2 protein-coding genes are annotated in these 13,192 nt (G+C 73.9%); both read left to right on the plus strand.

Features of this window, described 5'->3' with window-relative positions; genetic code table 11:
* Nucleotides 1–33 precede the first annotated feature (33 nt).
* Nucleotides 34–7,395, plus strand: coding sequence for a type I polyketide synthase (locus BMY97_RS04965; RefSeq protein WP_425425237.1), 7,362 nt, complete (start codon nt 34–36; stop codon nt 7,393–7,395).
* A 7-nt stretch (nt 7,396–7,402) separates the two neighbouring features.
* Entirely contained in the window at nt 7,403–13,192 is a 5,790-nt protein-coding gene (locus BMY97_RS04970) for a type I polyketide synthase (protein ID WP_425425232.1), read from the plus strand.

The following is a 13,192-nucleotide window of genomic DNA, read 5'->3' on the forward strand; positions in this document are numbered from 1 at the left end:
GAGGGCGCACCGGTCATCACCGTGGACTCGCTGGTGCTGCGCGCGGCCCCCACCGGAGCGACCGCCACCGGCACCGGAGCGTCGGATTCGCTGTTCCGGATCGACTGGATCGAGGCCGGCACTGACCGGGAAGCGGCCGCCTGCGTGGTGCTCGGACCGGACGAACTCGGCCTGGCGCTCGGATCCCCCGTGGTTCCGGCGTTCGCCGAGCTGACCGACGTTCCCGACGCCGTGCTCGTGCCGATCGCCGGTGCGCCCGGCGCCGCGGACGTCCACGCGGTGACGGCCCGGGCGCTCGGCCTGGTGCAGCAGTGGCTGGCCGAGGACCGGTTCGCCGATGCCCGGCTGGTGTTCGTCACCCGGGGCGCCGTCTCGGTCGCGGGTGAGGACGCACCGGACCTCGCGGCCGCCGCGATCTGGGGCCTGATCCGTTCGGCCCAGGCCGAAAACCCCGGGCGGTTCCTCTTGATCGACCTCGACCCGGCCGCCGATCCCGGCATCGTGCCGGGCCTGGTCGCGTCCGAAGAGCAGCAGCTCGTCGTGCGTGGCGAGCAGGTGTTCCACGCCCGGCTGGCCTCGCTCACCTCCGGTCCGGCGCTGGTTCCCCCGGCCGGCGGCGAGCCGTGGCACCTGGTCACCAGCCGCCGCGGCAGCCTGGACAATCTGGAGCTGAAGCCGGCGACCGCGGCCGCCGAACCGTTGACCGGCCGCGAAGTCCGGGTGAGCGTGCGGGCCGCCGGGCTGAACTTCCGCGACGTGCTCAGCGCGCTCGGCATGTACCCCGGTGAGCCCGGCCCGCTGGGCGCCGAGGCCATGGGCACAGTGGTCGAGGTCGGCCCCGACGCGACGGACCTGCGTCCGGGCGACCGGGTCATGGGCATGATCGCGGGCGGCATCGGCCTGCTCGCGGTGGCCGACGAGCGGGTGCTGACCGTGGTCCCGGACGACTGGTCGGACTGCGGGGCGGCGTCGGTGCCGCTGGTCTTCCTGACCGCGTACTACGCGCTGGTGGACCTGGCCGGGCTGCGGGCGGGCGAGTCGATCCTGATCCACGCCGGGGCCGGCGGCGTCGGCATGGCCGCGATCCAGCTGGCGAAGCACTTCGGCGCCGAGGTCTACGCCACGGCCGGCGAAGGCAAGTGGGACACCCTGCGCGGGATGGGGATCCCCGACGACCACATCGCGTCCTCGCGCACGGCGGAGTTCGAGGAGGTGTTCGGCGGGGGCATCGACGTCGTCCTGAACGCGCTGACCGGCGAACTGCTCGACGCGTCGGTGCGCCTGCTCGCGCCCGGTGGCCGGTTCCTGGAGATGGGCAAGACCGACCTCCGCGACGCCGCCGAGTTGCCCGGGATCACCTACCGGGCGTTCGACGTCGTCGACGCGGGACCGGACCGCACCAGGGAAATGCTGCGGGAGCTCGTCGAGCTGTTCGAACTCGGCGCGCTGAAGCCGCTGCCGGTGACGACCTGGGACGTCCGGCGCGCGCGGGACGCGTTCCGCCACATGAGCCAGGCGAAGCACGTCGGCAAGATCGTGCTGACGATGCCGCGCGGCTGGGACGCGGAAGGCACCGTGCTCATCACCGGCGGCACCGGTGGCCTGGGCAGCCTGCTCGCCCGGCACCTGGTCACCGAACGCGGCGTCCGGCACCTGCTGCTGGCCAGCCGCCGCGGCCCGGACTCCCCGGGCGCGCCCGGACTGCGTGACGAGCTGGTCTCCCACGGCGCCGAAGTGACGATCGCCGCGTGCGACACCTCCGACGGTGAGGCCGTCACCGCCCTGCTGGCGGGAGTCCCCGCGCGGCATCCGCTGACCGCCGTCGTCCACACCGCGGGTGTCCTCGACGACGGCCTCGTCGAGTCACTGACCCCGGAGCGCCTGGACGGTGTGTTGCGGCCGAAGGTCGACGCCGCCTGGCACCTGCACGAAGCCACGCGCGGCCTCCCGCTCGCGGCGTTTGTCGTGTTCTCCTCAGTCGCCGGAGTGCTGGGCAGCCCGGGGCAGGGCAATTACGCCGCGGCGAACACGTTCCTGGATTCCCTTGCCCAGCAACGCAAACGTGAGGGCCTGCCCGCGACGTCGATCGCCTGGGGGCCGTGGGCGCAGAGCAGCGGCATGACCGCCGACCTGACCGACCTCGACCTCCGCCGGATGGACAACGCGGGGCTTCCCCCGGTGACTGCGGAAGAGGGCCTGGCCCTGTTCGACGCCGCGCTGGCCGCCGACGAGGCGCTGGTCGTCGCGATGCGGATCAACGCGCGGGCCCTGCGGTCCAGGAGCGACCTCCAGCCGCTGATGCGCGGGCTGGCCGGCGGCGCCCGTCGCACGGCGGCGAAAGCCTCCTCCGCCGCAGCGGCTTCGACCTTCGCGGCCCAGCTCGCCGGCCTGGCACCGGCGGAACGCCTCCGCTTCCTCGTCGACCTCGTGCGCAACGACGCCGCCGCGGTCCTCGGGCACTCGTCCTCCGGGTCGATCGATGTCCGGCAAGGATTCCGCCAGCACGGCTTCGACTCGCTGACCGCGGTCGAGCTGCGCAACCGGCTCACCGAGATCACCGGCCTGCGGCTGCCTTCGACGCTGGTGTTCGACTACCCGACGCCCGCGCAGCTGGCCGAGTTCCTGCTCGGCGAACTCGTCGGCACGGACGGGCCCGAGCCGCTCGCGGCCGCCGCCGAGCCGGGCGCGCACGCCGAAGACCCCGTGGTCATCGTGGGCATGAGCTGCCGCTTCCCGGGTGGCGTCCAGTCCCCGGAAGACCTCTGGCAGCTCGTCGACTCAGGCACCGACGCCATCTCGGAGTTCCCCGCCAACCGGGGCTGGGACCTGGGCATGCTCGCCGGAGGCGGCCCCGGCAGCAGCGAAACCCGCGAGGGCGGATTCCTCTACGACGTCGCCGATTTCGACGCCGAGTTCTTCGGGATCGCCCCGCGTGAGGCGCTGGCGATGGACCCGCAGCAGCGCCTGCTGCTGGAAACCACCTGGCAGGCCCTCGAGAACGCGGGCATCGCGGCGCACACGCTGAAGGGGCGTCCGGCCGGCGTGTTCGTCGGCGCCAGCCACACCCACTACACCGAGACGCTGGGCAGCGCGGCCGCGGACCTGGAAGGGCTCATCCTCACCGGCAACACCTCCAGCGTGATGTCCGGCCGGCTGTCGTACACCCTCGGCCTCGAAGGCCCCTCGATCACGGTCGACACCGCGTGCTCGTCCTCGCTGGTCGCGCTGCACATGGCCGTGCGGTCGCTGCGCAGCGGTGAGTGCGCGATGGCGCTCGCCGGCGGCGTGACCGTGATGGCGACCTCGGACAGCTTCAGCGAGTTCGCCCGCGCGGGCGGCCTTTCCCCGGACGGCCGGTGCCGCGCGTTCTCCGACGATGCCGACGGCACCGGCTGGTCCGAAGGCGTCGGCATGCTCGTGCTGGAGCGGCTTTCGGACGCGCGGCGACAGGGCCGCGAGGTGCTGGCCGTGGTCCGCGGCGCGGCGATGAACTCCGACGGCGCGTCCAACGGCCTGACCGCCCCGAACGGTCCCTCGCAGCAACGGGTGATCCGCGCGGCGCTGGCCGACGCCGGACTGTCCACATCGGACGTCGACCTGGTCGAGGCCCACGGCACCGGCACTAAACTGGGCGATCCGATCGAGGCGCAGGCGCTGCTGGCCACCTACGGCCAGGATCGTGAGCGGCCGCTGAGGCTGGGCTCGCTCAAGTCGAACCTCGGCCACGCCCAGGCGGCGTCCGGCGTCGGCGGAGTGATCAAGACGGTGCTGTCGCTGCGCGAGGGCGTGATGCCGAAGACGCTGCACGTGGACGAGCCGACCTCGCATGTCGACTGGGCCGCGGGCGCGGTGGAGCTGCTGACCGAGAAGACGGCCTGGCCGGAGCTGGACCGCCCCCGTCGAGCGGCGGTGTCCTCGTTCGGCATCAGCGGCACCAACGCCCACGTGATCCTGGAACAGGCGCCGGCCGCCGCCGAACCGGGACCGCGGGCCGAGACCGGCGGGGTGCTGCCGTGGGTGCTCTCGGCGGCGTCCGTGCCGGCGCTGCGGGAGCAGGCGGCGCGGCTGCGATCCTTTGTGGACGGCCGATCGAGCCTGGCGCCGGTCGACGTCGGCTGGTCGCTGGCCACCACGCGCTCACCGCTGGCGCACCGGGCCGCCGTGCTCGGGGAAACCCGGGAGGAGTTCCTCGACGGCTTGGCCGCGCTCGCGGCGGACGGCCCGTCGGCGTCGGTCGTGCTCGGCCGGGCCGGCAGCGAGAGCCGGCCGGTGTTCGTCTTCCCCGGGCAGGGCTCGCAGTGGTGGGGGATGGGCCGCGAACTCCTGGCCGCCTCGCCGGTGTTCGGCGAAAGCGTGCGCGCCTGTGCCGACGCGCTGGCGCCGTTCGTGGACTGGCCGGTGTACGACGTCGTCGCCGGTGTCGGCGCCCCGGCGATCCTGGACCGGGTCGACGTCGTCCAGCCCGCGCTGTTCACGATCATGGCCGGATTGGCCGCGGTCTGGCGCGCCCACGGAGTCGAACCCGCCGCCGTGATGGGGCATTCGCAGGGCGAGATCGCCGCCGCGTACGTGGCGGGCGCGCTCTCGCTCGACGATGCCGCCCGTGTCGTCGCGTTGCGCAGCCAAGCGCTGCTGAGCCTTTCGGGTCTCGGCGGGATGGTCTCGATCGCCGGGTCCGCCGAGCGGGTGGCCGGATTGCTCGCGCCGTGGGGCGACGACGTTTCGCTGGCCGCGGTGAACGGACCGTCCTCGGTGGCTGTGTCCGGCACGCCCGCTGCGCTCGACGCCGTGCTAGCGGAATGCGCGCGCCAGGACGTGCGCGCCCGCCGGATCGTCGTGGACTACGCCTCGCACGGCCCCCAGGTCGAGGCCGTCCGGGAGGAATTGCTGCGAGTCCTCGCCCCGATCCGCCCCCGGTCCGCGACCGTGCCGTTCTACTCCACGGTTTCCGGCGCGAGGCTCGACACTGCCGGACTCGGCGCGGAGTACTGGTACACGAACCTCCGGCAGACGGTCCAGCTCGAACAGGCGACCCGCGCGCTGCTGGCCGACGGGCACGAAGTGTTCATCGAGGCCAGTCCCCACCCGGTTCTGCTGGGCGGCGTTCAGGAGACCGTCGAATCCGAGGGAGGGGACCCAGGCGCGGTGCTCGGCTCGCTGCGCCGGGATGAAGGCGGCACCCGCCGTTTCCTGACTTCGCTCGCCGAGGCGCACGTCCACGGAGTGCCGGTCGACTGGACGACGGTGTTCGCCGCGGGCGAGCCGCGGACAGTCGGCCTGCCCACCTACGCCTTCCAGCGCCGCCGGTTCTGGTCGGACCAGGCCGCGACCGCGCCGGCCGGGACCGGGCCGGATTCGGAGTTCTGGGACCTGGTCCGCAGCGGTGACGTGAAATCGCTGGCGGGGGAGCTGTCCCTCGACGACGAGTTCTCCGCGCTCGAGACGGTGCTTCCGGCGATTTCGGCGTGGCACGCGCGGTCGGAGCAACGGTCGGCGGTCGACGGCTGGCGCTATCGCGTCCAGTGGGCTCCGGTGCCGGTTCCCGACGCTCGGCTGAGCGGCCCCTGGCTGCTGGCTGAACCGGCCGCTTCGGAACTCGGCGACGAAGTGGCTGCCGCGCTCGCTGCGGCCGGAGCTGTCGTCGTGCGTCAGGACATCACCGGGGGCGGCCGTGAACTCGTTGCCGGGCAGGTGAAATCCGCGCTTGACGGGGTCACCCCGGCGGGAATCGTTTCGCTGCTCGGTCTGGTTGAGGAACCGCATGCCGACGTGCCGCGCGGCCTCGCCGACACCGTCAGCTTGGTGCAGGCGGTGGGTGACTTGGAGATCGAAGCGCCGCTCTGGTGTGTGACACGAGGAGCGGTCGCCGTCGGTTCGGAAGCTGTCCGGCCGGTGCAAGCCGCGCTGTGGGGGTTCGGTCGTGTCGTGGCCCTCGAACACCCCTCGCGCTGGGGCGGCCTGATCGACCTGCCCGAGGTGTTCGACGGCGTCGCGGCGGCCCGGTTCGCCTCGGTGCTGTCCGGTGTGGACAGTGAGGACCAGGTGGCGCTCCGCCCTTCGGGTGCCTTCGGCCGGCGGCTGGTGCACGCCCCCGCTACTGAACGTCCCGGTGCCGCACGGCGCTCGCACGGCACTGTGCTGGTCACCGGCGGCACCGGCGGTCTGGGCGCCCGCGTGGCCCGATGGGTCGCCGAGAACGGCGCTGACCACGTCCTGCTGGCCGGCCGTCGCGGGCCGGCGGCGCCGGGTGTCGAAGAACTTCGCGCCGAACTGGAGAACGCGGGGGCCAGCGTGACCATCGCGGCCTGCGACGTCGGTGACCGCGCCGCAGTTGCGGAGTTGCTGTCGCGGACCCCGGCGGAGTTCCCGCTGACCGCGGTGTTCCATGCCGCGGGCGTGCCCGACGACGACGCGGTCGAGGCGCTGACCCTGGGCGGGCTCGCGACAGTGCTGCGGGCGAAGACGGCCGGCGCGTGGCACCTCCACGAACTCACCGCCGGCCTCGAAGCGTTCGTGCTGTTCTCCTCGGGCGCCGGGATCTGGGGCAGCGGAGGGCAGCCGGGTTACGCGGCGGCGAACGCGTATCTCGACGGGCTGGCCGAACTCCGGGCGAGTGAAGGACTTCCGGCGACGTCGGTGTCGTGGGGCTCCTGGGCCGGGATCGGGATGGCGGCCGGAACCGGTGCCGCGGAGCAGTTCCGCCGGGCCGGGGTCGGCGCGATGGACCCGGACCTGGCGATTTCCGCGCTCCGGCGGGCGATCGACGACGGCGAGACCACCCTGACGGTCGCGGACGTCGACTGGGCGCGCTTCGCCCCGCAGTTCACTGTGCTCCGCCCGAGCCCGCTGCTGGCCGCGCTGCCGGAGGCCGTTCCGGCGGCTCCGGACGCCGTCGAAGAGCCGGCCCTCAAACGGCGTCTGCTGGATCTGCCGGACGCCGAACGCGGCCGCACGCTGCTGGAGGTCGTCCGCGCGGAGGTGGCGGCGGCACTCGGGCACGGCTCGGCCGCGACCGTCCCCGCCGATCGCGCGTTCCGGGAACTCGGGCTCAACTCGGTGGTCGCGGTGGCCCTGCGCAACCGGCTGACCGGGCTGACCGGGCTGGCGCTGCCCGGCGCGCTGGTCTTCGACTACCCGACACCCCAGGCGCTGACCAGCCACCTGCTCGCCGAGCTCTTCCCCGGCGGCGGCGAGGAAGCAGCGGACGACGAGGAAGCCGCGGTCCGGCGGGCGCTCGCCGCCATCCCGATCAGCCGCCTGCGGCAGTCCGGCCTGCTGGACATGCTGCTCGGCCTGTCCGGCGAGGGGCCGGACGAGGGCGGCGACCCGGGCTCGATCGACGACATGGACGCCGCGAGCCTGCTCCGGCTGGCCGCCGAGAGCACCACGAACTGACGCGGGAGTGGAACCGATGACAACCGAGCCCTATGTCGAGGCCCTGCGGAAGTCGCTCAAAGAGGTCGAGCGCCTCCGCCGGCAGAACGAGCAGCTGGTCGCCGCCGCGGTGGAGCCGATGGCCGTCGTCGGCATCGGGTGCCGGTTCCCGGGCGGGGTGAGTTCGCCGGAGGCGTTGTGGGACCTGGTCGAACAGGGCCGTGACGCGGTCGGTGGCTTCCCGGACGACCGCGGCTGGGACTTCGAAGCGCTCGGCGGCGAAGGCCGCGACCGCAGCGGCGCGAGCGAGGGCGGGTTCCTCGACCGCGTCGCGGACTTCGACGCCGGGTTCTTCGGGATTTCCCCCCGCGAGGCGGCGGCGATGGACCCGCAGCAGCGCGTCCTGCTGGAGACGTCCTGGGAAGCGCTCGAACGCGCCGGGATCGACCCGCAGTCGTTGCACGGCAGCCGCACCGGCGTGTTTTTCGGCACCACCGGGCAGGACTACGGCGAACTGGTGGCGAACGCGGGCGCGGAGGCGGACGCCCACGCCGCCACCGGCCTGCTCGCGAGCGTGCTGTCGGGCCGGGTTTCGTACTCGTTCGGCTTCGAGGGCCCTTCCGTCACGATCGACACCGGCTGCTCGTCGTCGCTGGTTTCGCTCCAGCTGGCGGCGCAGGCGCTGCGCAACGGCGAGTGCTCGCTGGCGCTGGCGGGCGGGGTGACGATCATGGCGACCCCGTCCGGGTTCATCGAGTTCACCCGCCAGGGCGGGCTCGCGCCGGACGGGCGGTGCAAGTCGTTCGCGGACGCGGCCGACGGCACCGGCTGGTCGGAAGGCGCCGGGGTCCTGGTGGTCGAGCGGCTTTCCGACGCGCAGCGCCACGGGCACGAGGTCCTGGCCGTGCTGCGCGGCGGCGCGGTCAACTCCGACGGCGCGTCGAACGGCCTCACCGCGCCGAACGGCCTTTCGCAGCAACGCGTGATCAAGGCCGCGCTCGCCAACGCCGGCCTCACCCCGGCCGACATCGACGCCGTCGAAGGCCACGGCACCGGCACCACCCTCGGCGACCCGATCGAAGCACAGGCGCTGCTCGCGGTGTACGGCCCCGGCCGCGAGCCCGGCCGTCCCTTGTGGATCGGCTCGGTCAAGTCGAACCTCGCGCACACCCAGGGCGCGGCCGGCGCGGCGGCCGTGATCAAGATGATCATGGCCATGCGGCACGGGGTCCTGCCGCCCACCCTGCACGTCGACGCGCCGAGCACCCACGTGAACTGGTCGACCGGCGGGGTCTCGGTGCTCACCGAGCGCCGGGAGTGGCCGGCGACCGGCCGTCCGCGCCGCTGCGGGGTCTCGTCCTTCGGCATCAGCGGCACCAACGCCCACGTGATCCTGGAGCAGGCCCCTGTTGCCTCAGTGGCCCGGGTGCAGGCAGCCCCCACCCCGGCGGCCGCGGGGGCGCAGGCCGCTGCCGCCCCAGCCGCCGAGGCGCTCCACAATGCCGCCCCAGCCGCGGAGGCGCCGCACAATGCCGTCCCGGCTGCCGGTGTGTCGACCAATGCCGCCCCGGCCGCCGAGGCGCTGCACAATGCTGTCCCGGCCGCCGCTGTGTCGATCAATGCCGTCCCGGCCGCCGAGGCGCTGCACAATGCCACCCCAGCCGCCGCTGTCCCGGTCACCCCTGTGCCGGTCGATGCGGCGGACCACGTCCTGCCCTGGCTGCTGTCCGGCCGCACCGAGCGTGGGCTGCGGGCGCAGGCGCGGTCCCTGCTCGCGCACCTGGCCGAAGTGCCGGACCAGGCACCGGCCGACACGGCGTTCTCGCTGGCCACCACCCGCGCGTCGCTCGAGCGGCGGGCGGTGGTCGTCGGCGCGGGCCGCGAAGCTTTGCTCGCCGGGGTGCGGGCGCTCGCGGAGGGAGACCCGGCGCCGGGCCTGGCCGTCGGCTCCGCCGCCCGCACCCGGGGCGCCGTCCTCGTCTTCCCGGGTCAGGGGTCGCAATGGCTGGGCATGGGTGCCGGGCTGCTCAAGGCCTCGCCGGCGTTCGCCGCGCGGATCGCGGAGTGCGAGGAAGCGTTGCGGCCCTTCACCGACTGGTCGCTGACGGCGGTGCTGCGGGGTGACGAGAACGCGGCCGACCTCGGTCGCGTCGACGTGGCGCAGCCCGCGCTCTGGGCGATGATGGTCTCGCTGGCCGCGGTCTGGCGCGCCCACGGCGTCGAACCCGCCGCGGTGATCGGTCACTCGCAGGGCGAGATCGCCGCCGCCTGTGTCGCGGGTGGACTGTCCCTTTCGGACGGTGCGCGGGTGGTCGCGGTCCGCAGCCAGGCCATCGCGCGCACCCTGTCCGGGCACGGGGGCATGGTGTCGGTGACCGCGAGCCACGAAGACGTCCTGGCGCGGCTGAAGCGCTGGGACGGGAAGGTGTCCGTCGCCGCGGTGAACGGACCGTCCACTGTGGTCGTCTCCGGCGACGTCGCCGCGCTCGACGAACTCCTCGAGTCCGGCCAGGCCGACGGCGTCCGGGCGAAGCGGATCGCGGTGGACTACGCGTCCCACTCGGCGCACGTCGACGCCCTGCACGACGAGCTGGCCTCGACACTCGCGCCGATCGAGCCGCGCAGCTCCGGCGTGCCGTTCTTCTCCACCGTCACCGGCGACTGGATCGACACCGCCGAGCTCGGCGCCGGGTACTGGTTCCGCAACCTGCGCGGCACAGTCCAGCTGGAGGGAGCGGTGCGTTCACTGCTCGGCGGCGGGCACGACGTGTTCATCGAAGCGTCCCCGCACCCGGTGCTCTCCGCCGGCCTGCAGGACACGATCGACGCCGCCGGCGCGACCGAGGCGGTGGTGCTCGGCTCGCTGCGGCGTGACGACGGTGGCCGCTCCCGGCTGCTCACCGCGCTGGCCGAAGCCCACGTGCACGGCGTGCGCGTCGACTGGCGCGAACTCGTCGCCGGCGGGAGCCGCGTGGACCTGCCGACGTACGCCTTCCAGCGCGAACGGCACTGGCTCGAGCCGCAGGAAGGCTCCGCGAACGCGGCGGACCTCGGCTTGGAGCCGGCGGATCATCCGATGCTCGGTGCCGCGCTGGGCCGGGCCGACACCGACGGCGTGGTGCTCACCGGCCGGATCGGGCTGAAGTCGCACCCGTGGCTCGGTGACCACGTCGTGCTGGGCGCGGTGGTGGTCCCGGACACCGCGTTCGCCGAGTGGGCGATGCGGGCGGGCGACGAGGCCGGCTGCGGTGTGCTCGACGAGCTGACCGTCCACCGGCCGCTGGTCCTCGACGGCCGCGACTCCGTCCAGGTGCAGGTCGTCGCCGGGGCGGCCGCGGGATCCGCGCTCCAGGCCGTGGCGGTGTACTCCCGGCGTGACTCCCGCGGGCCGTGGATCTGTCACGCCACCGCGACGATGTCGGCGACGGCCGCCGCTCCGGCCGGACCCGCACCCTGGCCGCCGGAAGGCGCCCAGCAGGTCGACGTCGGCGAATTCCTCAAGACCGCCGAAACGGCCGGGCACGAGCCCGGGCCCGCGTTCCGGAACGTCGTCGAGGTGTGGCGGCGCGACGAGGACCTGTTCGTGCGAACCGAACTCCCCGAAGACCTGCATCCCGCCGCGGCCCGGTTCGCCGTCCACCCGGCGCTCCTGCAGACCGCGCTGGCCGCCGGTCTCGCGACACCGGGCGACGTCAGCCTGCCGTCGAGCTGGCGCGGGGCCGAGGTCCACGCCACGGGCGCGACCGCGCTGCGGCTGCGCCTCTCTCCGGACGGCCATGGCGGCCTGTCCGTCGCGGCCGAGGATCTCACCGGAGCCCGAGTGCTCACCGTGGCTTCGGTCCGGCGGGGCACGATCTCCGCGGACCAGCTCGCGCCCGCCGGACCCGCCCACCGCGACGCCCTGTTCCAGGTCCAGTGGGTCCCGGCCCCCGTCGGAGCCGCGGAACCGGCGGGCGACTGGGCCGTGGTCGGCACCGGTTCCGCGATGTCCACGGTGTCCACAGTGGAGCGCGCCGGGGTCCCGGTGGTGGCGGTGCCGGGCCTCGACGAACTCGGTACGGCGGGGGAGCCGGTGCCGGACCTGGTCCTGCTGCCCGTCGCTTCGGACCCGGCTGACGGCGTTGCCGCGGCCGCGCACACCGCGGTCCGCGACACCCTGGCCGCGGTGCAGACCTTCCTGCGCGAGCCCCGGTTCGACGGCGCCCGCCTGGTGGTGCTGACCCGCCAGGCGGTGGCCGCCGGGCCGGCGGAGAACGTCGCCGGGCTGGCCGACGCGGGGGTCTGGGGCCTGGTCCGCTCGGCCCAGTCCGAGAACCCCGGCCGGATCACCCTGGTCGACATCGACGAGGAAGACAGCTCGGCGAAGGCGCTCGTCGCCGCGGTCACCGATGCCGTGGCCGCCGATGAACCGCAGCTGGCCCTGCGATGCGGCACCGCGACCGCCCCCCGGCTCGTGCGGGCGCGGACAGCGGAAGAGCCCGCGGGATGGCAGCTCGACCCCACCGGCTCCGGCACCGTGCTCGTCACCGGCGGCACCGGCACTCTGGGCGCGCTGCTCTGCCGTCATCTGGTCGGGCAGCACGGGATCCGCCGCCTCCTGGTGACCAGCCGGCGTGGCCTGGACGCCACCGGCGCCCGTGCACTGCGCGACGAGCTGACCGGCCTCGGCGCGGAGGCCGACATCGTTTCCTGCGACACGGCGAACCGCGAAGAGCTGGCCGGAGTGCTGGCCGGGATTCCCGCCGAACACCCGTTGAGCAGCGTCGTCCACCTGGCCGGCGTGCTCGACGACGGGGTGCTCGACGCGCTGACCGGCGAACGCGTCGACAAGGTGCTCGAACCCAAGGTGGACGCCGCGCTCAACCTCCACGAGCTGACCCGTGAGCTGAACCTGTCGGCGTTCGTCCTGTTCTCCTCGTTCTCCGGCGTCTCCGGGGCCGTCGGCCAGGCCAACTACGCGGCGGCGAACACGTTCCTCGACGCGCTGTCCCAGCAGCGCCGGGTCAGCGGCCTGCCCGCCACTTCGCTGGCCTGGGGCTTCTGGGCCCAGCGCAGCGAGCTCACCGGGCAGCTCGACGAGACCGACCTCGCCCGGTTCCGCCGTGAGGGCGTCCTCGCGATGACGGCCGGGCAGGGCCTCGCGCTGTTCGATCTGGCGTCCACTGTGGACGACTCGCTGGTCGTCACCGCGCCGCTGGAGTTGCGGTCGATCGCCCGGGACGGCGTCCCCTCGCTGTTCCGCGGGCTCGTGCGTCCTGCCGTGCGCCGGGCCGCGGGGGCCGAGACCGGGCGGGCCGAGCCCCGCCTGCTCGACCGGCTGGCCGGGCTGAGCGCGGCCGAGCAGGAGAACCTGGTGCTGGGGCTGGTGAATCGCCACGTCGCCGCGGTGCTCGGGCACGGTTCGCCGGACGACGTCGAGTCCGAACGCGGGTTCATCGAGCTGGGCATGACGTCACTGACCGCGGTCGAGCTGCGCAACCGGCTCGCGGCCGACCTCGGCGTCCGGCTGCCGGTCACGCTGATCTTCGACCACCCGACCCCGCTCGCGCTGGTCCGGCACGTCCGTGCGGAACTCGGCGCGGACGCCGGCCCGGTCCCGCTCCTGGCGGAACTCGAGAAGCTCGAAACGGCGGTTTCGGCGGCCGAGCCGGACGCCGCGGTCCGGGCGCAGCTGGTCAAGCGGCTGTCCGCGCTGCAGTGGCGGCTGGAGGCGACCGACGCGCCAGGCACGCCGGAGACCGGTGCTGCCGAGGAACTCACCGAGGTGAGCGACGACGAGATGTTCGCGTTCATCGACCAAGAACTCGGACGCGGCTGA

Source organism: Amycolatopsis saalfeldensis, from assembly GCF_900110575.1.
GTDB lineage: Bacteria > Actinomycetota > Actinomycetes > Mycobacteriales > Pseudonocardiaceae > Amycolatopsis > Amycolatopsis saalfeldensis.